At 58.0% G+C, this 25123-nt stretch carries 22 protein-coding genes and 1 tRNA gene; 8 read left to right on the top strand and 15 right to left on the bottom strand.

Annotated elements, in window-relative coordinates; genetic code table 11:
* Window positions 1-116: 116 nt before the first annotated feature.
* The 4 genes from G439_RS0100970 to G439_RS12080 form a co-directional block, all read right to left on the bottom strand.
* On the bottom strand, window positions 117-1337 hold the full coding sequence (locus G439_RS0100970; protein ID WP_243442528.1) for a hypothetical protein: 1221 nt from the start codon (window positions 1335-1337) through the stop codon (window positions 117-119).
* Between the two features lie 68 nt (window positions 1338-1405).
* Entirely contained in the window at window positions 1406-1987 is a 582-nt protein-coding gene (gene dcd / locus G439_RS0100965; RefSeq protein WP_022867322.1) for a dCTP deaminase, read from the bottom strand.
* A 91-nt stretch (window positions 1988-2078) separates the two neighbouring features.
* Window positions 2079-2513: a TM2 domain-containing protein gene (locus G439_RS12085; protein WP_022867321.1), complete on the bottom strand. Its 435-nt coding sequence runs from the start codon at window positions 2511-2513 to the stop codon at window positions 2079-2081.
* Between the two features lie 198 nt (window positions 2514-2711).
* Window positions 2712-3149, bottom strand: coding sequence for a TM2 domain-containing protein (locus G439_RS12080; RefSeq protein WP_022867320.1), 438 nt, complete (start codon window positions 3147-3149; stop codon window positions 2712-2714).
* Between the two features lie 337 nt (window positions 3150-3486).
* On the opposite strand from G439_RS12080, the gene G439_RS0100950 reads away from it, so the two are divergent.
* Window positions 3487-4359 (top strand): HhH-GPD family protein, encoded by an 873-nt coding sequence (locus tag G439_RS0100950; protein ID WP_026459255.1) that lies wholly within the window; start codon window positions 3487-3489, stop codon window positions 4357-4359.
* Between the two features lie 19 nt (window positions 4360-4378).
* On the opposite strand, the gene G439_RS0100945 is transcribed toward G439_RS0100950, so the two are convergent.
* The 4 genes from G439_RS0100945 to G439_RS0100925 form a co-directional block, all read right to left on the bottom strand.
* Window positions 4379-5746 carry an ABC transporter permease gene (locus G439_RS0100945; protein ID WP_022867318.1) on the bottom strand — a complete coding sequence of 456 codons (1368 nt, stop codon included), beginning with the start codon at window positions 5744-5746 and terminating at the stop codon, window positions 4379-4381.
* Complete coding sequence (locus G439_RS10645) at window positions 5743-6528, bottom strand: ABC transporter ATP-binding protein (protein WP_022867317.1); 786 nt, start codon at window positions 6526-6528, stop codon at window positions 5743-5745. The genes G439_RS0100945 and G439_RS10645 overlap by 4 nt, the downstream gene beginning before the upstream one ends.
* Before the next feature lies 1 nt (window position 6529).
* Window positions 6530-7624, bottom strand: a complete 1095-nt coding sequence (locus tag G439_RS10640; protein WP_022867316.1) for an efflux RND transporter periplasmic adaptor subunit — start codon at window positions 7622-7624, stop codon at window positions 6530-6532.
* 863 nt (window positions 7625-8487) lie between these two features.
* Window positions 8488-8558, bottom strand: a tRNA-Gly gene (locus G439_RS0100925).
* A 172-nt stretch (window positions 8559-8730) separates the two neighbouring features.
* Here G439_RS0100925 and G439_RS0100920 point away from each other — a divergent pair.
* From G439_RS0100920 to trxA, 3 genes are all read left to right on the top strand, one after another.
* Window positions 8731-9210 (top strand): NUDIX domain-containing protein, encoded by a 480-nt coding sequence (locus G439_RS0100920; protein ID WP_243442527.1) that lies wholly within the window; start codon window positions 8731-8733, stop codon window positions 9208-9210.
* A 33-nt stretch (window positions 9211-9243) separates the two neighbouring features.
* Window positions 9244-9969 carry a TetR/AcrR family transcriptional regulator gene (locus G439_RS0100915; protein ID WP_022867313.1) on the top strand — a complete coding sequence of 242 codons (726 nt, stop codon included), beginning with the start codon at window positions 9244-9246 and terminating at the stop codon, window positions 9967-9969.
* 142 nt (window positions 9970-10111) lie between these two features.
* Window positions 10112-10492 carry a thioredoxin gene (trxA, locus tag G439_RS0100910; RefSeq protein WP_022867312.1) on the top strand — a complete coding sequence of 127 codons (381 nt, stop codon included), beginning with the start codon at window positions 10112-10114 and terminating at the stop codon, window positions 10490-10492.
* Window positions 10493-10582: 90 nt separating this feature from the next.
* Here trxA and G439_RS10635 read toward each other — a convergent pair whose 3' ends face one another.
* The 3 genes from G439_RS10635 to G439_RS0100895 form a co-directional block, all read right to left on the bottom strand.
* Window positions 10583-11203 carry an HAD family hydrolase gene (locus G439_RS10635; protein ID WP_022867311.1) on the bottom strand — a complete coding sequence of 207 codons (621 nt, stop codon included), beginning with the start codon at window positions 11201-11203 and terminating at the stop codon, window positions 10583-10585.
* Window positions 11204-11298: 95 nt separating this feature from the next.
* Window positions 11299-12348, bottom strand: a complete 1050-nt coding sequence (locus G439_RS0100900; RefSeq protein ID WP_022867310.1) for an aspartate-semialdehyde dehydrogenase — start codon at window positions 12346-12348, stop codon at window positions 11299-11301.
* A 98-nt stretch (window positions 12349-12446) separates the two neighbouring features.
* On the bottom strand, window positions 12447-13763 hold the full coding sequence (locus G439_RS0100895; RefSeq protein ID WP_022867309.1) for an aspartate kinase: 1317 nt from the start codon (window positions 13761-13763) through the stop codon (window positions 12447-12449).
* Between the two features lie 341 nt (window positions 13764-14104).
* On the opposite strand from G439_RS0100895, the gene G439_RS0100890 reads away from it, so the two are divergent.
* The 4 genes from G439_RS0100890 (at window position 14105) to G439_RS0100875 (ending at window position 18839) form a co-directional block, all read left to right on the top strand.
* On the top strand, window positions 14105-15805 hold the full coding sequence (locus G439_RS0100890) for a phosphoenolpyruvate--protein phosphotransferase (RefSeq protein WP_022867308.1): 1701 nt from the start codon (window positions 14105-14107) through the stop codon (window positions 15803-15805).
* A gap of 172 nt (window positions 15806-15977) precedes the next feature.
* Window positions 15978-16985 carry an ABC transporter substrate-binding protein gene (locus G439_RS0100885; RefSeq protein WP_022867307.1) on the top strand — a complete coding sequence of 336 codons (1008 nt, stop codon included), beginning with the start codon at window positions 15978-15980 and terminating at the stop codon, window positions 16983-16985.
* A 106-nt stretch (window positions 16986-17091) separates the two neighbouring features.
* Window positions 17092-18039, top strand: a complete 948-nt coding sequence (locus G439_RS0100880; protein ID WP_022867306.1) for an ABC transporter permease — start codon at window positions 17092-17094, stop codon at window positions 18037-18039.
* Window positions 18039-18839, top strand: a complete 801-nt coding sequence (locus G439_RS0100875) for an ABC transporter ATP-binding protein (protein WP_022867305.1) — start codon at window positions 18039-18041, stop codon at window positions 18837-18839. Before G439_RS0100880 ends, G439_RS0100875 begins: the two co-directional genes overlap by 1 nt.
* Window positions 18840-19048: 209 nt before the next feature.
* Here G439_RS0100875 and G439_RS0100870 read toward each other — a convergent pair whose 3' ends face one another.
* From G439_RS0100870 to G439_RS0100855, 4 genes are all read right to left on the bottom strand, one after another.
* Entirely contained in the window at window positions 19049-20692 is a 1644-nt protein-coding gene (locus tag G439_RS0100870) for a sensor histidine kinase (RefSeq protein ID WP_022867304.1), read from the bottom strand.
* Entirely contained in the window at window positions 20689-21426 is a 738-nt protein-coding gene (locus tag G439_RS0100865) for a response regulator transcription factor (protein WP_022867303.1), read from the bottom strand. The genes G439_RS0100870 and G439_RS0100865 overlap by 4 nt, the downstream gene beginning before the upstream one ends.
* Window positions 21427-21552: 126 nt before the next feature.
* Window positions 21553-22146: a recombination mediator RecR gene (recR, locus tag G439_RS0100860; protein WP_022867302.1), complete on the bottom strand. Its 594-nt coding sequence runs from the start codon at window positions 22144-22146 to the stop codon at window positions 21553-21555.
* 3 nt (window positions 22147-22149) lie between these two features.
* Window positions 22150-25008, bottom strand: coding sequence for a DNA polymerase III subunit gamma and tau (locus tag G439_RS0100855; protein ID WP_022867301.1), 2859 nt, complete (start codon window positions 25006-25008; stop codon window positions 22150-22152).
* Window positions 25009-25123: the final 115 nt, after the last annotated feature.

Raw genomic sequence — 25123 nt, 5'->3', positions numbered from 1 at the left:
GGCGATCCGATCGTGAGTCAGCGGGGCCTGGTCGGGCTTCGAGCCGATTCGCACAGCGACATCGGCGAGCGGGCGGGCTGGCTCGCGATCGGAGAGCACCCAGTGCCCCAGCCAGATCAGTTCTGTTCGAGGCCGACGAGAAACCCGTCCTCGTCAACGACCGAACCACCAACCAACGAAACAACGATGCCAGCGGCCTTCTCGATGCTCTCAGTGGAACGCATACGCTCCAAGCGCGCAGTGCGGCTCAATCCGGTAACAGGAATATCCATGGTGCCCCCCGGTAACCACCGCAGCTGATATTCCACGATGGTCCCAGTGGTCCACGACTCCCAGCGCAGCACGCGCGGCGGCCTGGGTACAGTGCGTACTTCGATCATCATGTCGGAGCGGTTTCCGACCTTGGCGATCACCGCGTACCCGTCGACCACTTGCGGTTGAGCCGATTGAGCCCTTCGTTCAGTTTCTGCACGGGCTTTAGCGATCTTCGTGGCAATGTCGTGGCGGACGGGTCCCAGGTCTGCGCGAAGTTTTTCAATCTTCTGGACGTCGGCGCGTTTAGCTTTAGCAGGCACAGGTGGGGGCGCTACGTCGCGCACGTCACGCACATCCGCAAAGGCGTTTTTGAGAGCCTGGATGAGATCTACCGGCGCGATCCAACGAGGCGTGTAGACATTGAGCGAAACTGCCGAGTCCGGGTCGGGTTCAATGAAGTGTCCTGATCCGGAGATTCGGATTCCGGCTGCGAGTCTGCGCGCCATGCGAGTCAATGTGAGGAGCACCCGGTACTCGAGGCCGACGGGCATGCCTTCGGGGAATGCTTGCGCGAGGTTGTCGGATGCCACGAGCGCCTCTTCCGGGGCTGACCCGCGGGTTTGGGGGCAGTGCACGACCCAGGCGTTGGTGAGGTTGGCTGGGGTAGTCAATGCACTCCGAGTTTTTTGGTCAATTCGCCAGGGGCCCAACAGCCGCGCGTCGGAGGTCAGGCGCAGGTCGCCGGCGCTCACCCATCCAGCGTCGTCCCACACGGAGACCGCGAGCGCTTCCAGCTCACTGGGGTCGACCTCATCAGTGGTGAGCAACAGGTGGTGGCTCTGCGCTAAGTCGAGGTCGATGTATCCGGCTTCACCTTGCACATCGTATGTTGCGGCAATGGGCGCAGCGGAAGGGATTTTTTCAACAAGTCCAGTTTCGTCAATGCTGAACGCGGTGTCGAGGTCGTCAAGTCCCCCGATCCCGGTGATTGCTGTTTGAGTGAGCAGGTGCCCAACGTTGGTTGTTTTCTCAATGGCCTGGTTGTGGGCATTTTGCTGACGCATCGCTTGAGCGTCAGTCATTCGCTCACGCAGAGACCTGCGCTGCGGTACAGGTGGAGGCTGTGAAGATTGGTCGGGCATGGGCAATTTCAGCGTTCGATGCGTGTCCTGTTGAAACGCTCGTGGGTGCGCGAGGGCGTGGGACCGCGCTGACCTTGGTAGTGCGAACCGAGGGGGCCTGAGCCGTAGGGATGTTCAGCGGGTGAGGACAGGTTAAAGAAGCACAGTTGTCCGATTTTCATGCCGGGGTAGAGCTTGATGGGCATGGTTGCAGTGTTGGACAGTTCGAGGGTGACGTGGCCGGAGAATCCTGGGTCGATGAATCCTGCAGTGGAGTGGGTCAGCAGGCCAAGGCGCCCGAGGGAGGATTTGCCTTCGAGGCGGGCGGCGATGTCGTCGCCGAGGGTAACGAGTTCGTAGGTGGCTCCTAGAACGAATTCGCCAGGGTGCAGGACGAAGGGTTCGTCTGGGCCAACGTCGACCTGGTGTGTGAGGTCTGATTGGTCGGCTGCTGGGTCGATGACCGAGTAGCGGTGGTTGTCGAAGAGACGGAAGAGCCTGTCGAGGCGCACGTCTATGGATGCCGGTTGGACGAGTCCGCGATCGAGCGGGTCGAGCTGAATACGCCCGGAGTCCAGGCTGGCTTTAATATCGCGATCACTGAGCAGCATGGTCCGATTCTTCCATATCAAAGTGAGTTATAGAGCCGCCCTCGTCAACATGGAACGAGGGCGGCATGGTCAACGATGCGGGTCTCGTGGTTCAGGACAGCGGCACTCCCCTAGCATCGTAGGCGTAGGAGCCTGAGCGCATGAGGATGAGGATGAATTCAACGAATGCCCAGATGGCTGAGACAAAAGACCCGATGATGGTCAGCGTGAGGATGAGTTGGATGACTCCTCTGCTGACGTGGCCCAGGTAGAAATTGTGGACTCCGAGGTATCCAAGGAAGAAGGCGAGCAGGGCCGCCACAATCATGGGTTTTTGCTCAACCGGAGCGGTGTAAGCCGGTTGTGGCTGTCCGTAAGCGGCCTGGCCATAGGGAGCTTGACCGTAGGGTGCTTGATTGTAGGTGCCTTGCTGCTGGTAGCCCTGTTGGCCGTATGAATCGTGTTGGCCGACGTTGGCATCAAAAGAGGTAGAGGTCGTATCGAGAGCCTGACCGTAGGTGGGATCTTGAGGATCGGGCGTTGTCATCTGTGTACCTTGTCTGTTCTTGTACGAGGGCGCGCTAGGCGTAACGCTTTCACTGTAGCGTTTCCCCTCTCACTCTCCCCATCGGGGAGGGCCCTGAATCACCCCGGGATTTGCCCCGACATGTAGGTTGAATAAAAGTCGAGCGCCGCGCAGAATCGTTCCGCGCGACGCTCGCCTAGCGAGATGCTTTGAACCGGGTCAGGCCAGCGGAACTCCGTTAGAGTCGGTGGCATACATCCACTTGCGCGCGATGACGCAGATGATGGTGACGAGGGCCCAGGCGCTCATCGCCAAGTAAAGCAGGCCACCCACGCTGATGAGCGTAACGCCCATGCCGCTGGGCTCGCTGTAATTTGCAACTGCTGTCAAGCTCATACTAAAACCGATCATGTAGAGCAAGGTTGCGACCCCGGTGAGGACGAGCTTGTAGATACCGGTCTTCTTATGGCCCATGTAGAAGTCAACGGCACCGATACCACCGAGGAAGATCGACAGGAGGATGGCAACGACGAAGGACTTGGCTGCTCCAGTGGGGGTGCCGACAGGCTGCTGGCCGTAGGAAGGCTGCGAATACTGGGGTTGTCCCTGCGGAGCGCCGTAGGGCGAGTTCGGATCTTGCGGAGTGGGGTTAGTCATCGAATGACTCCTATTACTGTATTGATCGCGGTCGCAGAATAGGGGCCGCGTTGGTCAGGACACACGTCCCATCCAGATTGGCAGTCTATAAGAAGACCCCTCTTTTCCAATAATTGACGCGCTCAATCCCTGTTAAGACACAACTGCCGTTCTCCAGCTTCTTGAGGTAAACCTGACCTTGACCAACATCGCCACATCCTTCAATCAAATCTGCCGCCTTTAGTTCTGGCGATACCCTGTCCCCATGACCAAAGAGTTAGCCTCCGATAGCGACGTGCTGACCACTATCCGTTCGCGCCTACTGGATTGGTATGCCACTTACGGTCGCGATCTACCTATGCGGCGCGTTGACGTGTCTCCTTGGGCAACCCTGGTGTTCGAGGTAATGAGCCAACAAACACCAATCCCGCGTGTCGAACCGATCTGGTTGCGTTGGATGCAGCTGTGGCCAACCCCTTCTGATTTAGCAGTGGCGTCTGCCGCCGACGTTCTCGTCGAGTGGAAACATTTAGGGTATCCGTCGCGCGCTTTGCGGCTGCGCGAGTGTGCTATCGCCATTACGCGACGCCCCGGCGGCCAGGTGCCTGCCTCTATGGATGAACTTCTTGCTTTGCCTGGTATTGGCCCCTACACGGCTTCGGCGTTAGCGTCCTTCCAGTTTCACGCACGTTTACCCGTCCTCGATACGAATGTTCGCCGTGTCATTACACGTATCTTCAAGGGCAAGGAGTTTGCCCCAAAGGCCTCTCCTAGCAGACAAGAGATTGTCCACGCAACGAGTCTCTTGCCAGAGCTGGGTGTCGAGGCCGCCCAGTGGAACGTTGCACTCATGGAGTTCGGTGCGTTGCATTGCACCCAGCGTTCACCCTCGTGCCCAACGTGCCCGCTGGTGGGCGACTGCGCGTGGGCGAGGGCGGGCTTTCCCCGATCCGAGGTACGACCCAAGGGGCAAGCATGGAAGGGCACTGACCGTCAGGCACGCGGTAAGATCATGGCGGCCCTGCGCGCACTGCACGTTGGCAAGGACCAGGACCTGGCTCCATCAACGGCACTCCCTTCTGTCGAGTCGTTGACGTTGCAAGAGGCCCTCGCAACAGCAACTCTACCCGGAGGGTCCATCAATCAAGCACAGCGTGTGATCAACGGTCTGCTTGCCGATGGACTCATCTCTTACGACTCTGAAACGAACGCGGTTACTTTGCCACGCTGAACTTATGCGTTACGGCTTTTCAATAGCGGATTGCGTCGATGGGCTTGACCTTGATCGCCGCAAAGGCCGGAATGATGCCACATAAAGCACCGATGGCAGTGGAAATTGAGACTCCGACAACCGCCGCACTCACCGGGAACGACGGACGCTCTTGCAGGGTTATGTACAGGGATTCTAGGGGCATGAAACGAACGATGATCACGGCTAAGGCCACACCCAGCACGCCTGCGACGAAAGTTGCGACCACAGATTCAAGGAATACCGCAAAGAACACGCGCATCGCAGAAGCCCCCATTGCGCGACGAATACCAATTTCTCGTACCCTTTGACGCACCGTCACAATCGCAACGTTGAGCAACCCCAAGGCTCCCAAGAAAATGACGATACCGCCAACGACCATAATGCCCCTCTGAATCGAATTGATCTGAGACTGGCCTGCATCCAGAGTCTCTCCACCTTGAACTTTGCCAGACCACCCCTGCCCCATAACGGCAGCGACCGCCTTCGGCAGAATCTTGCGCGCCTGATCTGCTTGATCAGCACCCGCCCATACGAGCATCTCCGTATTGGCACCTCCCTGACCTGTCTTATCAGGTGTTTTTAGTAACTGCCATGCGTCGTAGTTCATATAGGCGGTAGGGCTGTCCCATTGTGAAGGCGACTGGACAACGCCCACGACTCGGAAACGGGCACCGCTTCCGTCATTAGCTGTTAACAGAATTGGCTGAGAACCATCAATGGGGAAACGCCCCATGTAATCCCATAGAATCGAATTGATAACGATCGGGGTGACCCTCTGATCAATGTCAGCGTCGTCAATCCATCGACCCACCTGCGGCTTGATTCTGAAAATCACCGAATAATTCGGATCCACGGCTTTGACGCTCACCCCTTGCCAACCGAACTCGGGCTGAGCAACAGCCCGCCCTTGAAAAAGACCAGAATTCTGCGCCTGAATAATCTCAGTCAGCTCAATAGGCGCCGATTCCATTCGAGACCAATAGGGAATTTTGAGGCGTTCGGCGACGGTCAGCATCGCCTTACCGATCGGGTCATTGACGACACCGGTGGCAGCACTCGACCATCCCTCGTTACCTTCGTCTCCTGCCGTTCCCGGTGCCGAGGCTCCGGCGTCTGAAGCAGACTCTCCAGACGAGGATGAGCTCTCCTTCGATACCGTGACGTGCAGTGTCGTCGCTCGACCGGAAGATGACTCCAACATTTCCTTACTGGATTGGACCATAAGATCTCCCAATGCGATGACCGTAGACATTGCAGCCACCGCTGCAACGACACCCACCAGGGAAAGGATGACTCGACTCTTCTGACCCTTAACTTCGCCCCATGCTTCAACAAGAGCACCAATCAACTGGTTGAGCATCTTCACGCTGTAACCTCCTGAGTGATCGCTGCACCACTGGAATCCGAAGGCGCATTCGCGGTCGAAGAATCCTCGTCCCTAGAAGGAAGATGTTCTCGGCTGTTCCCTGTGATATCAGTCAGATGACCGTCACCGAGCTGGAGTACACGATCCGCTCGAGCTGCGACAGCAGAGTCATGGGTGATGACGATGAGTGCTGCGTTGTTCTCTTGAGCCACCGTCTCCAAGAGTTCCATGACTACACGTCCGGTACCCGGGTCTAGAGCGCCGGTTGGCTCATCAGCCAAAATGATTTTCGGAGCGCGCACAAGCGCACGGGCGATAGCAATGCGTTGTTGCTCGCCTCCGGACATCTGCGTTGGATAGGAGTTGATTCGATCTCCTAATCCGACGCGTTCAAGCATTTGCTGTGACAATTGCTTGCGCCGCCAAAAGTCAGCGCCCGCGGTGTATAGAAGCGGCACTTCAACATTCTCCAGAGCGGTCCTGGCCGGGAAGATATTGAATTGCTGGAAGACGAAGCCGAATGAGTCTCCGCGCATTCTCGCACGACGCGCCTCGGTCAGGTGCACTGCATCCTCACCATTGATCGTGTATTCGCCACTCGTTGGTTTGTCGAGCATTCCGATAATGTTGAGCATTGTCGATTTTCCGGTACCGGATCGACCAACAATTGACACATGTTCGCCTTCACGGACATCAAGATTGACTCCACGCAGGATATGTAAGTCTTGCCCATCAGGTAGAACGACGCTGCGGGTAACCCCCGCTAGATGAATCAGTGGCATATCACTGCGCCGATCCAGCGCCGGTAGCGCCCTCGTCAGCCGAGCCCGTCATTTCCCCAGATCCTTCAGACGGTCCATTTGAGGCTTCCTTATCCTTCTCCGCCTGCGCATTTGGCGTGTATTCAAGAATCTGCGTGCTCTCATCGATACCAGATTTCACCTCAACATTTTTACCGTCAGTCAGTCCCAGTTCTACGGGCGTCTTGACCGGGTTTTGAGGATCATCACCAGGTACATAAACGAAGCCGGACTGGTAGCGACCTTCCACAGCGGAAGCGGGAACGAGAAGGACTCCGGTAGCTTGGCCAGCTACAAGATCCATCTTGACCTGCAATCCTGGAAAGACTTTCTGATCTGCTGGGATAGAACATTTTGCTCGGATCGAGGTAGAAGATGATGACGAAGATGACGACGAATCCGTCGACTCCTTTGGGTTGGGTGCCGCAGCCTGTTTTGGAGTGACTATGGTCACGCCTGTGCATTCAAAGGGAGCAGGACCGTTCTTGATGCTGATGGTCGCCGACGCTGGCACATCCTGAATGCGATACATCTGATCGGAGGTCAGGTTAGCAACTGCTGAATAGCTAGACGGTGCGACCGTAGCGACGGTATCTCCAATGGCAAACTGCTGCCCCAACAGGGCATTCATACGCAATGTTCCTGCGGCAGAAGCACGAACTGTAGCGTATTTGTACCAGGATTCTCCGGGAACAGTCGTGACATTCCCTTCCTCATCCTGAACCTGGGTGTCTTCACCAGGCATTTTCTTACGGATCTCAATGATCGGATCACCAACATTAACCGCAGCACCATCACTGACGTATAGATAGCTGACTTCCCCATCAAGAGTCGCTTTGACCGGAGCAGCTTCATCAGCCTCAATCGTCCCTTGTAGAGACAAAGAGTTCGTAATGTCACCGCGCGTGGGAGCAACCGTTATCTGCCCGTAGTCAGCAGAAGGATCAAGGGATTGAGCTACATCTTTTGCGGCTACGCCAGGAAAGAAGGCGAATTTCACCAGGGCAATGGCTATAACAACCCAGATAAGAACTTTGAGAACGTTGAACACCTGAGCTGAGCGCACCTTGGTGGGCATATTTCCTCCAGGAAGTAAAGTGTGGATAGTCGAGTTGATAGACAGAGCCTAAGCACCCAAAAGCTTGATTAGCCGCCAAGATTGGAAGAATCAGGGTAGAATCAGGGGCTCTTCAGGGTTCAAACGGCTCACAACCATGCCAGCTCATAAGGGTTTTGGTAGCGGTAAGCCCTGGGGGAAATCTGTCACCTGTTCAAGGTCGACAATTACGCAGAATTGGTTCTGTCCACCCGCCATGAATCTGGTCGCAGATCGACACATCCGAAGGCACGCAAGGCGTACATTGCTGTGCAGCCCAAGCCCACAAAGGACCCTGTCGCCACAATGATCTTTGTGACAATGGATGAACCGGCCACGGGTGCGGATCGGTTGGTTTTTGCCAACCACAGCACTTTGTCTCAGCCTTGGCCTCAAACTTTCACGAGGTTTTAGTACCTTCGGCGAACTTGTACTGAGACTCATCAGGAACGATTGCCGTCACTGTCACCGAAGCGGCTTTCTTCGCATTCTTCTAGAAGATATAAAGATCATAAATAAACTAAAGGCCGGTCTCACCCCACGGCCTTCTCTCAGTTCTCTTGACACCTCCCGAATGATTGAAATGCTCACTTTGTCTCGTAAAGAAATCTGGAAGCTCAACGTATCCCGCTTGCCATCTGGCAAGCATGCGACGCCCAACGACCCCCGAGAGAAAAGCTGCCAATTCGAACTCACTAGCGGCAGCAAATTTCGCAATGAACCTCGACAAAGCGTTCGACCACTTAGCCTTACACAACACCTGAAACACGCAGATCTGACCACACCACACACCGGATAAATGTTGAGGGTCGATCCACCAAAGTTGACAAGAGGAGGTATACCTGAGCGGGCGACGGGAGTCGAACCCGCCTCTAAAGCTTGGGAAGCTTTCGTTCTACCGATGAACTACGCCCGCATGTTCATTCTCAACATGTTGGAACGGAGGCAATCATATCGGGCAGTCACCGCGCTAGCCAAACAATCTCATCCATAGGACCCAAAACTTGGGCGTCCCTCGCGGGTGATATTTGTAATCGGGAGTTCGCCACGCACCCCACACTCACACCCTCGCACTTATGGTGGTGAACGTGACTCACCCAGACCCGCCCTCGTCGCCTTCTGCGACCACACCAACACCTCGCCCCGTTGCCGCCGCTGCGATCGTCGACTCGCTGTCACATCCCACCCGCCTGCTGTGCGCCGCACGCGCCTACCCGCAAGACCTGCGAGGGCGATTCGAACTACCCGGCGGCAAAATCGAGCACGGCGAACAACCCACGGACGCCCTCGTACGCGAAATCCGAGAGGAGCTGGACTGCCAGGTCACAGTCGGCCCTCAAGTGCACGGGCCCGAGGACGGGTGGTGGCCAATCCTGCAGGGACGACGCATGGGCGTGTGGCTGTGTGAAGTGCCCTCACATTCGCCTGCACCCACTTGCAAAGAGTCCCATCTTGAACTGCGATGGATGAACCTAGCTGAGATCGTAGACCTCGACTGGATCGGCCACGACCTCCTCATTGCTCTGGCGGTTGCCAATCAGTGCGCGCGAATACGTCACCTAGGTTAACGACAATTCACCCAAATCTGTCAGAATGTTTCTATGCCAAAAATCATCGGGGAAAGCCTGGCCGACCATCGTAGTCTGACACGGCGTCGCCTCTTCGAGGCGCTCGGCGACCTCCTCGCCGAACAGTCTTTTGACACCATCACCATGTCCCAGATCGCTGAACGAGCCGAAGTTGGACGCACCGCCGTCTACAACCACTTCGCCGACAAAGAAGTTCTGCTGCTGGCTTACATGCGCCAAGTGACCTCCGAATTTACTGAAGTTCTTCAAGAAGCCCTCGAGGGCGAAAACGATCCGATCGAACAGCTGCGGATCTACCTGCGATCGCACCTGGAAATAACAGCGCGATACCATGTCGCATCCTCCATGAACCTACGCAGGCAGATGTCGCGTGAGAACTCTGAGCACCTCGCCGATCATGCCGGAATCATCGGGCACGTCCTACTCCACATCCTCGACGCCGCGATGCGCACTGGCGCAATTCCACGTCAGAATCCACTCGCCCTCGTTTCGCTCATCCACTCATCCTTGGCTGGACAACGCCTGCCACTCGATCCCAAAGAACGTGAAGCTTCACTGGTTCAAGTTGAAACCTTCATTTTGCGTGGTATCGGGGTCTGCCCAGAGAAGGTTGCGGCGACAGCACTCACTGACGAGGGCGAGGCCGCCGCCCTGGTCACGGAGTTGCGGGCCGAGGACGCGCGCCGCAGCGACGCAGAGCGTGATGCTGCTGCGATGCGCTGCCCCATGCACCACTGACCAGAACAACAGTGCCGATTTACAACGAATGTGCTTCATCGCGCGGAATAGAAACACATCGGGCATCGTTGAGGCTAGTGAACGGGGAGAAAGTCCTCGACTCAGAACTTCACCGGCAAAACCGGAAGACTCAAGGAGAACAATGGCTACCGTCAACCTGACCAACGACAACTTCGAAAAAACCGTCGCCGACAACGACATTGTCCTGGTCGACTTTTGGGCTTCATGGTGTGGCCCGTGCCGCCAATTCGGCCCCGTATTCGAAGAGTCTTCTGAGAAGCACCCGAACATTGTCTTCGGCAAGATCGACACCGACGCTGAGCAGCAGATCGCTGCCGCCGCCCAGATCTCGTCGATCCCCACCCTCATGGCTTTCCGCGACGGAGTGGCAATCTTCCGTCAGTCTGGCGCACTTCCCGGACCCGCCCTAGAAGATCTCATCAGCCAGATTGAAGAACTCGACATGGACAAGGTCCGCGCCGACATTGCCGCGGCAGAAAAGAAGTCCGGCGAACAGGCCTGATCTTGCCGCTTGGTTGATCTGGAAGAGGTCAATCGCTCATTGCTAACAGTTCGAGGCAGAAGCTCACAAGAGTTTTGCCTCGAACTGTTTTCATAGAATTAAAGCCTCAAGGATATTGTCGACAGTGATTCCTTCAAGAGGCCGCTCAGTGACATCCCAAACTCGGGCACCTGAAGCTCTGGCACCGCGTAGACCAAAGGGCGAATCCTCAAAGATCAAGCAGTCCTTGATGTCGACGCCCAGCAGTTTGGCACAAAACTCATATGGCTCGGGTGAAGGTTTTTGAGCCACCCCGGAATCTCCTGTGACTCGGGCACCGAAAGCCGTCGTATTCAGACGTTCAAAAACAAGGTCGACGATGACGGTATTCGATGCAGTCACCACGCCTTGAGGGATGCCCCAGCCAGCGAACTCGTCCACCAGTTCCATAGCACCCGGCATGACGGTCAGATCTTGGGTGATCCGATTAAGGACGTAGGCTTCGCCCTCGTCAAAGAGGACGCGTGGGTCGACCTCTGGGATGGCTCGCCGGAAGACTTCGACGGCATGGTCGGCAGAGGAGCCGTGCAAAAGCATCCGGTCTTCGTCCGAAAGCGCGCGCCCGTGGAGGCCGAAGACATAGTCCGAGGACGCAGACCACACGGCTTCGGTGTCAACAAGGGTGCCGTCCATGTCCCACAGAATTGCAGCGGGCATCCGCGTGGTGGTCATAGTCTGACCCTATCCGAATCAGCTCTCGTTGGGATAGATGGGCGTCCCTCGCGGGAGTTTTGGGCGTCCCTCGCGGAAAGAAGAAGAGGGAGTAGTCAGGCGAGGAGCTCGGCGGCAACGACCTCGGCAACCTGGACGGCATTAAGGGCCGCACCCTTACGCAGATTGTCACCTGACACCACCATGACCAGTCCTCGGCCACCATCGACCGCCTGGTCCTGGCGGATGCGACCCACCAACACCTCGTCGCGGCCAGCAGCCTCCAGGGGAGTCGGCACATCCACAACGCGCACACCCGCAGCAGACTCCAAAATCTCGCGAGCCTGATCAGGCGTGATCTGACCTGAAAACTCCGCGTGGATCGTCAAAGTGTGGCCTGTGAACACGGGGACACGCACGCAAGTACCCGACACCTTCAAGTCCTCAATGTGCAGGATGCGACGCGACTCGTTGCGCAGTTTCTGCTCCTCATCTGTCTCCAGAGAGCCGTCATCAACAATGGCGCCCGCAAGGGGAACCACGTCAAAAGCAATAGGAGCCACATACACCTCAGGATCAGGCAAAGTCACCGCACGCCCATCCAAGGCCAAGGCCGACAGATCCTGGGTCACACCCGCTTGAGTCTGACGCACTAACTCCTGCACACCCTTAACACCCGAACCAGACACCGCCTGGTAGGACGACACGAACAGGCGTTCCAACCCACCCGCAGCATCAACCAGCGGGCGAAGCACAGGCATGGCAGCCATCGTGGTGCAATTCGGATTCGCAATAATGCCCTTGGGACGATTCGACGCGTCCTCGGGATTAACCTCAGACACGATCAACGGGACATCCTGGTCCTTGCGCCACGCCGACGAGTTATCCACCACGACAGCGCCGGCCTCGGCAAACTTCGGAGCGTACTGACGCGACGCAGTAGCACCCGCAGAAAACACCGCGATATCAATGCCGGAGAAGTCAGACGTAGCAACATCCTCGACCACAATATCTTGACCCTTGAAAGTCAAGGTTGTGCCCGCACTACGTGCGGACGAGAAGAAACGAATAGAAGCAACAGGAAAGTCACGTTCTTCCAGCAGTGTGCGCATCACACGCCCCACCTGGCCGGTGGCTCCAACAACCGCAACGTTCAGTCCGCTCATGAGTTCTCCTTCAGTGGGCCCCACTTATTGGGGCAAGCGCTATGTGTGGCCGCGAGGCCTGGGTAGAAGTAGGGTTTGGCCGTGAAAGCGACCAAAGATCAGCGGCCAGTGCCGCCGTAGACGACAGCCTCAGACTCGGTGGCATCGAGGCCGAAAGCCGTGTGGACCGCCTGAACGGCACGATCAAGATCGTCGAGCTTAGTGACCACGGAAATGCGGATCTCTGAAGTCGAGATCAGATCCATATTGATATTGGCTTCAGACAAGGCCTTGAAGAGCCTGGCAGATACACCCGGGTTGGTTCGCATCCCCGCACCAATGAGTGACAGCTTGCCGATATTCGGGTTGTAGCGCAGATCATCGAATTGGATCTCTGCTCGATGAGCTTCCAAGGCTGCCAGCGTCTTCTTCGCATCCCCCTCGGGCAGGGTGAAAGTGATATTGGCTTTCGTGGGGTCTGAGACCGGCACGTTCTGAACGATCATGTCGACGTTGGCGCCGACCTCAGCGCAGATTTCGAAGATGCGCGCAGCCTGGCCGGGAGTATTCGGCAAGTTCGTCACGGTGATCTTGTCCTGGGAACGATCGTGCGCAATTCCTGAGATAACGGGCTGTTCCATGTGTTCTTCCTCGGGGTTGGCCAGGGCCGCGGCGGGCACCATGCCCTTGAGCTGGGGATTTGCAGGAGTATCAGAGATCCACGTGCCGTTCTTCTCAGAGAAGGAGGAGCGCACGTGCAGAGGAACGCCGTAGCGTCGCGCGAATTCAACGGCACGCAAGTGCAGAATCTTAGCGCCGTGAGCAGCCATCTCCAGGGTTTCCTCCTGGGTCAGGGTGCGCAGGCGATGAGCTTTGGGAACAATCCTGGGATCAGCTGAGAACAAGCCGTCAACGTCGGTGTAAATCTCACACACGTCAGCATTGAGTGCCGCGGCGAGTGCAACAGCCGTCGTATCGGATCCGCCGCGTCCCAAGGTGGTTACGTCCTCGTCCTTGGATACGCCCTGGAAACCTGCGACGATCGCAACCTGGCCGTCCTTGATGGCGCGAGCAATGCGTTCAGGGACCATGCCGATGATCTGGGCGCGACCAAAGTTTGAGTTTGTACGGATGCCGGCCTGGGCGCCGGTGTAGGCGGTGGCGGGAACTCCAAGCTCGTTGACAGCCATGGACAGCAAAGCCATTGAGATGCGTTCTCCAGCTGACAAAAGGATGTCCATTTCGCGTTCGGGAGCGTTTTTGGTGATCTCTGCGGCTGTATCGAGCAGGTCGTCAGTAGTATCGCCCATCGCCGATACGACGACGACAACCTGGTGTCCGGCCTCGTGGGTTTCGGCCACGCGTTTGGCTACACGTTTCATGGCCTCCGCGTCGGACACGGATGAGCCGCCGTACTTTTGGACGATCAGCGCCACAGGTTCTACTCATTTCTGCCGGTTCAACGGCTTCTTGCGGGGTGGGCGGCTGAAGCCGCATCCACTTGCCATCCTAAGTAAAGGGAGCGCCAAGATTGGCGGCGCCCGGCATACGGTCATATTCAACACCACACGCCGGCTGGCAGATGCCCTCGCAGGGCGGCTGAGATCAATATTGCGGCATGGTTTTCCGTTCGCAATCATCGGCCAGGCCTGGGGGATACTCTGTTCCCGTGTGATCCACCCGATCCACAGCGCACGGCTGAGTCGTTTGCTATGAACGCAAGGCATTCATCGTTATTGCACGCAGGGCACAAGCTCTCGCACAGGAGGAGGCCCACATGTCAGCGAAGATCTACGGAACCCCTGTCGTTCAGGGAGTGGCGTATGGCACCTCCGCGTGGATCAACCGGCCTGCGCTTCCTCCCGAATCAGCTCCCTATTTGCCCGACCATGTGCGCGAGGACGAGGTTGGTCGTTTCCTGGAAGCCAGCGACGCGGTGGCCAATGGTCTCTTCGAGAAGGCTTCGCACACTGACGGTGAGGCGGCTGAGGTCCTCATAATGACTGCGTCGATGGCCACTGACCGTGCATGGACGAAGGATGTTTCGACTCGTATCCGTTCGGGAATCCCAGCTTTGCAGGCTGTGATGGCGGCGACTGAACGTTTCGTCATCCAATTTGAAACTGCTGGTGGGCTCATGGCTGAGAGGGTCACGGATCTGCGTGATGTCCGAGATCGTGTCCTGGCACGGCTACAAGGGATTCCCGAGCCGGGTATTCCCGATCTAGATACTCCTTTCATCCTTTTGGCTGACGACCTATCCCCTGCCGATACGGCAGGCTTGGACCCCGCTACTTGCTTGGGTATTGCGACGAAGTTTGGTGGGCCAACCTCTCACACCTCGATCATTTCGCGCCAACTCGGTATCCCGTGCATTGTTGCTGCGCGCGGCCTGGGCGAAGTCCACAATGGGCAAGCAGTTCTCCTTGATGCCACGCAGGGCACGATCTCTACGGGTATTGACGAGGACGAGGCCGCCGAGCGCGTCCGACTGGATCGTGATCGGGCGACGAAGGTCAGTCAGTGGTCCGGTCCCGCGCGCACAGCGGACGGGGTCAATATTGATCTTCTCGCCAATGTCGCAGACCCCCAGTCATCACACCGGGCACACGATGCCGGCTTAGCCAAGGGCGTGGGGCTGCTTCGAACCGAGTTAGCTTTCCTCAAAACTTCAGTTGAGCCCAGCGTTGATGAACAGACGCGCATTTATGTGGAGGCGTTGGAGCCGTGGGCGGGCCACAAAGTGGTCATCCGGACACTGGATGCGGGTTCTGACAAGCCAGTGCCCTATGCGACTTTGCGCGATGAGCCCAACCCCGCTTTGGGCGTGCGCGGGATTCGCACCACGGGGCCTTTCCCGAAGGTGTTGCCGAATCAGTTGGATGCGATTGCTGTGGCAGCAATGGCGTCGCCCGAGGTCGACGTGTGGGTGATGGCGCCGATGGTATCCACTTTGTCCGAAGCCGAATGGTTCGTATCTTTGGTGGCCGAACGCAATGAGACTTTTGGGGTGTCGTTGAAAGCCGGCATCATGATCGAGGTGCCTGCCACGGCAATCCTCATTGATCAATTCCTTGAGGTCGTCGACTTTGTGTCCATCGGCACCAATGATCTCACCCAGTACACGATGGCCACTGACCGCGAGTCAGCTGATCTAGCTGAGTATTCCGATCCGTGGCAGCCAGCTCCTTTAGCCCTCATCAAGCATATCGCTCAGGCTGGTGTCCGGGCAGGTAAGCCTGTGGGCGTGTGCGGTGAGGCTGCAGCCGATCCCCTCTTGGCGGCGGTTCTTGTTGGCATGGGAGTGACGTCTTTGTCGATGGCATCGGGAGCCATTGCTGGCGTCGGCGCGTTGCTCGCCGATCACACGCTGGATGAGTGCCGCACTGGCGCCGACGCTGTTATTGGTGCCCACGATGGCGCGGACGCGCGCTACCGCGTACGCGTGGCCTTGGGATTACTCTCGGCGCGAGGTTAAAGCAACCCCTCTCCATCTCAGATAGCGGAAGAAAATAGTCCGCAGATTGTTCACCAAGTGAACACCCTCAACTCAACGCAGTCTTTGACCGTTAGCGTCGAAACCAATCGGGCGAAGCGCCACACCACGCTTCGCCTCAGGAATATCGACGTCAACACGTAAAGGCTCCGCCATGACCCGCAGAACTACCCTTGTCGCAACCGCCGCCACAGCGGCCGCCCTCGTCCTGGCTGGATGCTCCGGATCCTCAACGGACGCCACGGGCACCTCCAGCGACACGACAAACGCGGGTTCAGGTGACACCTACAGGATCGGCATCACCCAGATCACCACCCACACATCTTTGGACGCCGCGCGCGAAGGATTCAAGAAAGCCTTCGAAGACGCCGGAATCAACGTCGAATTCGATGAACAAAACGCCCAAGGCGATCAGGCCACCGCCACATCTATCGCCTCCAAGTTCGCCGAGGGCGACCTCGACCTCGTCCTCGCTGTTGCTACCCCCTCGGCCCAGGCCGTAGCCCAAGCCATCGTCGATACGCCCGTCCTCTTCACCGCCGTCACCGACCCAGTTTCTGCTCAGCTCGTCGATTCCCTGGAAGCACCCGGATCAAATATCACGGGGACCTCGGATATGAACCCCGTCGCAGACCAGATCAAACTCATTAAGCAACTTGATGCTGAAGCCAAGACCGTTGGAATCATTTACTCCTCGGGCGAAGTCAACTCCGAAGTCCAGGTCAAGATTGCCAAAGAAACAGCCGAGGCCGAAGGCTTGACCGTCGTTGAAAAGACCGTCACCAACTCCGCTGAAGTTCAGCAGGCCGCCCAGTCCCTGGCAGGGTCTGTCGATGCCATTTATGCGCCCACCGACAACACTGTCGTCTCCGCGCTCACATCAGTCGTCCAGGCCGCCGAAGACGCCAAGATTCCACTCGTCGTCGGAGAATCCGACTCCGTTGCCAACGGCGGACTCGCCACCTACGCCATCGACTACTCCACCCTGGGCTACCAGACCGGCGAAATGGCTATCAAGATCCTCACCGAAGGTGCCGACCCCGCCACCTTGCCCGTGGAAACCCAAAACGAATACCAGCTGACCATCAACACCTCCACCGCCGCCGTCATCGGTCTGACCATCCCTGAGGACCTCCTCGCCCAAGCCATCACCATCGAGTAAGAGCCAGACCCCGGCCCTCTACTCGGCAACCTGTCGCACCCAGGCACTTCGCCATACCGCGACAACTCGTCACACCCGACACCCCGTCAACACGCAAGGACAATCCGTGCTCACTGCTCTCGACCTCGGTCTGATCTACGGACTGATGGCACTGGGGGTCTACCTGACCTTCAGAATCCTCGACATCGCCGACCTCACCGTCGACTCGTCCTTCACCACGGGCGCAGCCGTGGCCGCCGTCATGATCACAGCCGGACAAAACCCCTTCCTTGCGACCGCATGTGGCTTCCTCGCAGGCTGTGTCGCCGGCCTCATTACCGGAGCTCTGCACGTTCTGGCGGGCATCCACCCGCTGCTGGCGGGCATCCTCACCCAGATTGGTCTGTACTCGATCAACCTACGAATCCTCGGCAAAGCCAATGTGCCTTTACTGCGTGGTGTCGATACAACACTGAGCCCATTGCGCGCGGAGGGGTTGCTCGGCTCGTGGGTGTCCGTTGGAATCTTCGCCGTTCTCGTCGCCGTGGTCACCACCTGCTTTAACTGGTTCCTGTCCACCCAGATCGGTCTGGGCATGAGGGCCACTGGTGACAATGAGGGCATGGCTCGCGCTCAGGGCGTCGGCACAGGTAATAACAAAATCTTTGGTCTGGCGCTGTCCAACGGTTTGGTTGCCGCCTCGGGCGCCCTCGTCGCCCAATACCAAGGGTTTGCAGATATTTCGATGGGTATTGGCCTGATCGTTGCCGGTCTGGCGTCCGTCATTATCGGAACCGCGCTCATTGGCTCGCGGGGAGTCTGGGTCACATCCCTGTTCGTGGTGCTCGGATCAGTGATCTACCGCGTCATCATTCAGCTTGCACTCGGTGTGGACTTCCTGGAAGCCAACGACATGAAACTCATTTCCGCGATCATCGTGTTCGCGGCACTCATGCTGCCCCGAGTGTCGATTTTTGCTGACATCCGAGCCAAACGTCGCGCCCGAACCCTGGTGCCCGAACCGGACATCACCCATTCGCCCGAAGAACGCGACAACGAAAAGGTGGTGCTCTGATGCTTGAGATTGAAGCCGTCACTAAGACCTTCTTCCGAGGCACCGTCAACGAACGTGTCGCCCTATCCAACGTTTCCCTGTCTTTGAACGAGGGCGACTTCGTTACCATCATCGGTTCGAATGGAGCCGGAAAGTCGACGCTGCTCAATATTGTGTCGGGTCGCTACCAGGCCGACGTTGGTCGTATCACCATCGACGGACAAGACACCACGAGGCTGCCCGAGCACAAGACATCCAACCTGGTGGCCCGGGTGTTTCAAGACCCGATGGCGGGCACTGCACCCCACCTGTCTATTGAGGAAAATCTGGCCTTAGCCTATTCACGAGGTCGTAAGCGCACCCTCGGCCTGGCTCTGACTCACAAGAAACGTCAGCTCTTCCGCGAGGTTCTGGCTCCCCTTGAACAGGGGCTAGAAAATCGTCTGACCACCAAGGTTGGGCTGCTATCCGGCGGTCAGCGCCAGGCGCTGTCGTTAACAATGGCAACCTTCTCAAACCCGAAGGTGCTCTTGCTGGATGAGCACACGGCTGCGTTGGACCCGGCACGCGCGAATTTAATTACCAGGCTGACAGATCAGGCCGTGTCATCGAAGAACCTGACAGCCATGATGGTCACGCACAACATGGAGCAGGCACTCCAAATGGGTAATCGGCTCATCATGATGCATGAAGGCCGCATTATGTTCGAACTATCGGGACTCGCAAAAGCCGCCGCAACGGTTGACTCTCTGCTCTCTGAGTTTGACCGTCTGCGAGGGGGGCTGGGCGCAGGATTGTCCGATCGGTCTCTGCTGGCGTAGACGCGCACTGGAACCGTTGCTTGAGCTTCGGTCTCGGCCACCCGCCCTCGCCGAGACCCACAGTCGTTCGCCGAAACCCACCGTTATGCACCGACGTCGGCTCGTCTACGAACAGGCACCGACGTATAACGGTGGGGCTCCGCGCACAACGGCGGATCCGGGCGTACAACTCGCAAAAGCCATAGCCAGCCGCGACGCTGGATCCTCAATCAGCTATCAGCGTCTGTCACCGCACGGGGCAGGTAGACCTCGAAAGTTGTCCCGTCTGAAGATGTCGTCATATCTACTCGCCCGCCCAAAGCTTGGGCAAGAGACGCCACAATCGACAGGCCTAAACCTGACGAACCTGTGGCGGTTACGCCCGCCTGGGAACTACGCGTGCGCGACGAGTCTCCACGAACAAATCGGTCGAACACCGTGGATCGCAGATGTTCGGGGATTCCGGGGCCAGAATCGGCAACACTGAGTCGAATCGAGCCTGCCGGGCCTGCCCCAGGCCTCCACGCGTGTCGTTTGGATCCAGCATCAGCAACCACATCGCCCTCGCCAACAGGAATCGCCCGGACTCCCACTGTGACGCGAGTTCCTGCAGGGGTATGCACCCGCGCATTCGTCACAAGATTTGCCAGGATCTGACGCAGGCCAGCCTCGTCACCCATGACGATGAAAGACCCTCCCTCGTCTGCAATATCTTCGTCGATATCCAGACTCCACTCGTGGTCTCCGCCAGCCGCGTGCCCGTCGGACAACGCATCCAACACCAAGGGCAGAACATCTACTGGTACGCTGACCAGCTCACGTCCAGCGTCAAGCCTGGCCAAGAGCAGCAAGTCCTCAACTAACCCCGACATACGCTTCGACTCGGAAGCAATACGCGACAGCGCAAGTTCTTCCTCGATGGAGTCCTTTTGCAACAACTGGGTGTACCCCTGGATGGAAGCCAATGGCGTGCGCAACTCGTGAGATGCGTCGGCAACGAATTGGCGCAATTTCTGCTCCGACTCGGCTCTGGCCTGCAAAGCTCCTTCAACGTTGTCGATCATGGAGTTCAAAGCCTGGCCAACATCGCCAACTTCGCTTCCAGGTACCGCCACGTCGGCGGGGACACGGTCGAAAGGCTCAACCTTTTCAGAGGCAAGATCGCGAGCGCCAATGTGGCGGGCAGTGGCGGCAACAGAACCAAGCGGACGCATTTCGCGAACCACCCAGCGTCTACCAATAATCGACGCCGCAACAATGATGACGAGGGCGAGCGCAGATTCAACCGCCATAAGAGCCAGTGTTGTCGTGTCAATCTGGGCGGTTGACTGGCCAACAATGACGCGCTGACCATTGGTGTCCTGGCCGACACGCACAAGGAAAGAACCCAAGCCGTCAATATCCACGGTGTGTGGTCGCTTGCCGTCTGGCAGTTCAGTGAGTTCTTGGAGGGCTCGGTCTGACAGTGCGACGATGTCGAAGTCATGGATCACCCCGCCAGTTAACTGCCCGTTGATTTCGGAGGCGCGCAGAGATCCTTCCGCCAGTCCGGGGCCGTTGAGCCCTTCCGGGACACCCTTGCCGTTTGCGCCCGGCCCGTGATCCTCGTCGAGCTTGTTGGCTCCAAGTTGGCTTCCTGATTGGGCTGCTTGAGTCAGGGGCGCAACCTGATCGGTACTGCTCTTGTCCTGGGTTGCACGCCGAAGGCTGTCGATCAGGCTGTGTTCGACCTGGTTGGTCATCCAGGTACGCATCGCGAAACCCGAGCTGGCTACCATCGCTAGCAGTGCCAAAGTGACGATGATTGCCAGGAATACGCTGACACGCGTTGATAGTGGTTTGCGTCGAACGCAACCTCGACTGGTGCGTCTCACCTGATGTCCTCGCCGGGTCGCAGGATGTAGCCTGCCCCGCGTACGGTGTGAATCATCGGAGTCCGATCCGTTTCAAGTTTCTTGCGCAGGTAGGAAATATAGAGTTCGACAACATTGGCTTGTCCACCGAAGTCGTAGGACCAGACGCGGTCGAGGATCTGAGACTTCGACAAAACGACGTTGGGATTTTCCATGAGGTAGCGCAGCAGTTCAAACTCGGTGTTGGTCAGCGACACGGGTTCGCCGTCCCGAGTGACGTCGTGCGAGTCTTCGTCCAGGACGAGGTCGCCCACGGTCAGCACGTGGGAGACGGTAGCCGAGGCCATGCCGGACCTGCGTAGGAGCGCATCAATTCGGGCGGTCACTTCGTCAAGGTCGAAAGGTTTGGTGACGTAGTCATCGGCGCCTGCTCGCAGGCCTGCCACACGGTCTGCCACGGCGTCGCGCGCTGTGAGGAAAAGGACGGGCAGGTGCGGGTTCTTCTTGCGTAGGCGACTCAGGGTTTCCATGCCGTCAAGTCCGGGCATCTGAATGTCTAGGACGACAATATCGGGGTCGAAGTCGTCTGCTAGGTCGAGACCTTCCCAACCGTTTCCCGCAGTTTTCGTGTCCCATCCTTGGTGGCGCAGCGAGGCGGCAAGAAGTTCGGCGAGGACGGCCTCGTCATCAACCACGAGGATGCGTGCGGGTGTGCCGTCGGCGCGGACGAAGGTGGCGTGGGCTGCTGAGTTCACATAGTGATTCTGCCACGAGGACGTGGCCGGGTCACCGTCTGGGGGCTGTGGGTTTACTGTGGATGTTCGCCGCCAGGTGGTCCCCAATCACCTCCACGGAGGGATCGGCCTAGTGCGAAACCCGCTTTACATTTGGCGACGGCCTTCGAGGGCTCGCCCCAATGTCACGGAGTCGGCATATTCGAGGTCTCCGCCCATAGGCAAACCCATAGCGAGGCGCGAGGTGGCAACTCCAATCGTGCCGAGCATTCGCGCCAGGTAGGCGGCGGTAGCTTCGCCTTCAACATTGGGGTTGGTTGCCAGGATGACTTCGTTGATCTGCCCGTTTCCAAGGCGACTCATCAGTTGGCTGATGCGCAGCTGTTCTGGCCCGATCCCGTGGATGGGGTCGATAACACCGCCGAGGACGTGGTAGCGGCCGCGGAATACCCGCGCCCCTTCAATGGCTTGGATATCTTTGGGTTCTTGGACCACGCAGATCACAGTGTCATCCCTGCGGACATCTTGGCAGATGGTGCAGGTGGTGTCTTCGGTGAGGTTGCCGCAGATTTCGCAGTGTTTGACGCGGTGACGCACGGCGTTGATGGCATCGACGAGTCGCGCAACGTCTTCGTGTTCGGAGTCGAGGACGTGCATGGCCATGCGTTGGGCCGATTTAGGTCCGATTCCGGGGAGTTGGCCGAATTCGTCTATGAGGTCTTGTAGGGCGCCTTCGTACACGGGTCAGCGGTTTCCTTCGTCAAACTTTTCTTCGATAACTTTACCTCCGAGAATCTCCAGGACTGCTGGCAGGCCAAAAAAGGCGGAGTTTTCAATGTCTTCGTCATCAATACTGGCGGTGTCATCATCGAGGACGGATGAACGGGGGGCAGCATTGTCACGAGCATGGTCCTGTTGTTGCTCACGCAGGGCTTGTATGGCAGCCAGACGACCGGAGGGTCGTGGAACCTCGGGGACAGCACTTGGCTCAGTAACGGGCTCAGGTTGGAACCAGTCACTGTGATCGGATTGGAAAGTGACAGAGTTTTGGCCCCCGGGGACTGCCACGGGAACATCCCAGCCTGAAAGATTTGTGCTGGCGTTCAGTTCGCTTGATGCGGTGGCATCTGATTCAGTGGGGTCATCGCTTTGGTAGGCGGGCACGTCCGTGTCATCGTCTTCGGGTTCGTCGTCAAACTCAACGGCAGGGGGCCTTGGCGCTGCCGGTTCAGCCACAGCGGATGCGTGTTGTTGCGTTGCCACTTCTGCCGTGTTGTCTGATTGAGATTGACTGTCGTGATTGTCGTCGTCACCTGGGTAGGTGAAGACGCTAAAGCCTGAACGATGAATAACCGGCTCGCTTGGCCGCACATCTTCACCTTGCGGGGCTTTCGGTTCTTCTTGTCCGCCCACAGCCTCGGGTTCAACGCCTAGGCTGGTGTCTTCAATTTCTTGAGGTGAATCAGATGCTTCGCCCTGGTTGTCACGCTCATATTCTGGGGCGGGTTCTGGCCGAGGCGAATACTCGCTTTGCTCAAAAGGGGGCGGCTCCGAAACCCATCCTTGTGTGGGATCTGGGTGTTGCGCGGGGGCAGAGGGAGCGGCGGCCGGTTCAGGTTGTGGTGCCGAGGACGCAGCAGCCTGCGGCTGGGATGCAGGAGCCGAAGGGGCGGTGACGGCGCTGCCGCCAGAGGCTTGTCCTACCTGTGCACTCACTTGCACTACTAGACCGGTTGTTTCCTGAATGGCTTTTTCAACGTCGGCGCCACGATTGCCTCGCACGAAGTTAGCGGCCATATGGTCAACGGGGAAGAGCAGGACAACCTGGGTTCCATCGACAGCACCGAGTTGAGCGTTGCCACCCACCAGGGACCAGGTCACGCGACTAATGGAGGAAAGTCTTTCAACGATCTCATTCCAACGGCCTCGGATCATGTCGGCTTCGCGGCCTGATACGGCCGCAGCGCTCACGGTCTGTGGCTGTTCGGAGCCTTGCGCCTGAGCTGGTGGAGCCGAAGTGTCCTGGGAAGCTACTTCCGGTGGGGCAGGGGGCGCCACCGGAGCCTGGGCAGTATCAACTGCTGGTTGTTGATCAGTCGATGGCGAGGAGGCCGTATCCGGCTGAGATGCAGCCCTACCGGGGATTGACGCTTCGGGCCACCCCTGGTTGGTCGGCGCCGCGGCGTCTGCACTAGGAACGGAAGTTTCTTGACGCGGAGCCACAGGTTGTTCCGGACGCTGACCAACAGTGTCACCAGCTGGTGGCGTAGCAGGCTGGCTAGGTGCCCCGGCCGATGCCGAAGCCGCTGAAGAAGTACCCTCCTGCGGACGCGTTGGTGCTTGGGTCGAGTTTTGCGATTCACGACGACGTTTGAGAGCCTCGCGAGCTTCCCTCGCGCCAAAACGGCCCTCTTCGGGAGCCCCTCCTCCAGACATTCCAACCGCTCCAGGCATTGGAGCATTCTGAACTGCCGGGCCACCAGCTTGGGCAGGTGCAGCTACGTCAGCGGGAACAAGGATGCGCCCGATCAACAACTCAAGTTGGAGCCTGGGCGAAGTGGCTCCCGTCATGGCGCGCAGAGCCTCATCAGTCAGATCCGCCGCACGCGAAAGCCCACGGGGACCCCAATTGCGCGCCTGATGTTGCATGCGCTCAAATTGATCCACCGGAGTTCCAGCTAAAACTTCACTCGCACCGTCACCGGCGACAGCAATAATGAGCAGGTCACGTAGCCGTTGAAGAAGATCCTCAACGAAACGACGCGGGTCGTGGCCGGATTCGACCATTCTTTCAACCACCCTGTAGGCGGCAGCTCCATCCCCACCGGCCAAAGCATCAACGCTCTGATCCAACAAGGCATTGTCCGTGTAGCCCAGCAAAGACACGGCGGTCTGATAGTCCACGCGGCCATCAACCGACCCCGCCATCAGCTGGTCCAAAACAGACAAAGTGTCACGCACAGAACCTGTGCCCGCGCGCATCACCAAACCGAGGACGCCATCTCCAACATCAACAGATTCTTCATCGCACAGGCCATGTAAATACGGCTCAAGAACATCGGGGGGAACGAGTCGGAAAGGATAGTGATGGGTGCGCGAACGGATCGTGCCAATAACGCGTTCGGGTTCAGTTGTGGCAAAAACAAATTTGACGTGTTCGGGGGGTTCTTCAACGAGTTTGAGCAGCGCGTTAAAGCCCTGGTTCGTCACCATATGGGCTTCGTCGATGATGAAGATTTTGTAGCGGTCACGCACCGGGGCAAAGGTGGCGCGCTCACGCAGGTCACGCGCATCATCAACGCCGCCATGCGACGCCGCGTCAATCTCAACCACATCCAAAGACCCTGAACCGCCCGTGGCTAATTCCTTGCAGGAATCGCACTGGCCACACGGCGTATCGGTGGGCCCCTGCGCACAATTCAAACAGCGTGCAAGGATGCGAGCTGAGGTGGTTTTACCGCATCCGCGAGGCCCAGAGAACAGGTACGCATGAGTCACCCGATTGGCGCGAAGAGCCGCCTTCAAAGGATCGGTCACGTGAGCTTGCCCGATCACCTGGTCGAAGGTGTCGGGACGGTACCTGCGGTAAAGAGCTGTCGTCACCCCCTTACCCTACGTGGCCCCGCCCCCATTTGCGGACCCGTTCTTCCAAGATCACGTTCAAAACTTCAGCCCGCCCTCGTCATAAGGAACGAGGACGGGCCAAAGTCAGCTGCGC

Origin of the sequence: Schaalia vaccimaxillae DSM 15804 (genome assembly GCF_000420425.1) — a bacterium.
GTDB classification, from domain to species: Bacteria; Actinomycetota; Actinomycetes; order Actinomycetales; family Actinomycetaceae; genus Pauljensenia; species Pauljensenia vaccimaxillae.
Note: the sequence above shows the minus strand (reverse complement) of the source record. Positions and strands in the feature narration are given on the sequence as shown.

What these genes read in the sequence shown, in the direction of transcription:
- G439_RS0100970 (WP_243442528.1), bottom strand. Translation starts at nt 1,337, where the DNA reads ATGACTGACGCTCAAGCGATGCGTCAGCAAAATGCCCACAACCAGGCC.
- dcd (WP_022867322.1), bottom strand. Translation starts at nt 1,987, where the DNA reads ATGCTGCTCAGTGATCGCGATATTAAAGCCAGCCTGGACTCCGGGCGT.
- G439_RS12085 (WP_022867321.1), bottom strand. Translation starts at nt 2,513, where the DNA reads ATGACAACGCCCGATCCTCAAGATCCCACCTACGGTCAGGCTCTCGAT.
- G439_RS12080 (WP_022867320.1), bottom strand. Translation starts at nt 3,149, where the DNA reads ATGACTAACCCCACTCCGCAAGATCCGAACTCGCCCTACGGCGCTCCG.
- G439_RS0100950 (WP_026459255.1), top strand. Translation starts at nt 3,487, where the DNA reads ATGCGGCGCGTTGACGTGTCTCCTTGGGCAACCCTGGTGTTCGAGGTA.
- G439_RS10645 (WP_022867317.1), bottom strand. Translation starts at nt 6,528, where the DNA reads ATGCCACTGATTCATCTAGCGGGGGTTACCCGCAGCGTCGTTCTACCT.
- G439_RS10640 (WP_022867316.1), bottom strand. Translation starts at nt 7,624, where the DNA reads ATGCCCACCAAGGTGCGCTCAGCTCAGGTGTTCAACGTTCTCAAAGTT.
- G439_RS0100915 (WP_022867313.1), top strand. Translation starts at nt 9,244, where the DNA reads ATGCCAAAAATCATCGGGGAAAGCCTGGCCGACCATCGTAGTCTGACA.
- trxA (WP_022867312.1), top strand. Translation starts at nt 10,112, where the DNA reads ATGGCTACCGTCAACCTGACCAACGACAACTTCGAAAAAACCGTCGCC.
- G439_RS10635 (WP_022867311.1), bottom strand. Translation starts at nt 11,203, where the DNA reads ATGACCACCACGCGGATGCCCGCTGCAATTCTGTGGGACATGGACGGC.
- G439_RS0100900 (WP_022867310.1), bottom strand. Translation starts at nt 12,348, where the DNA reads ATGAGCGGACTGAACGTTGCGGTTGTTGGAGCCACCGGCCAGGTGGGG.
- G439_RS0100890 (WP_022867308.1), top strand. Translation starts at nt 14,105, where the DNA reads ATGTCAGCGAAGATCTACGGAACCCCTGTCGTTCAGGGAGTGGCGTAT.
- G439_RS0100885 (WP_022867307.1), top strand. Translation starts at nt 15,978, where the DNA reads ATGACCCGCAGAACTACCCTTGTCGCAACCGCCGCCACAGCGGCCGCC.
- G439_RS0100875 (WP_022867305.1), top strand. Translation starts at nt 18,039, where the DNA reads ATGCTTGAGATTGAAGCCGTCACTAAGACCTTCTTCCGAGGCACCGTC.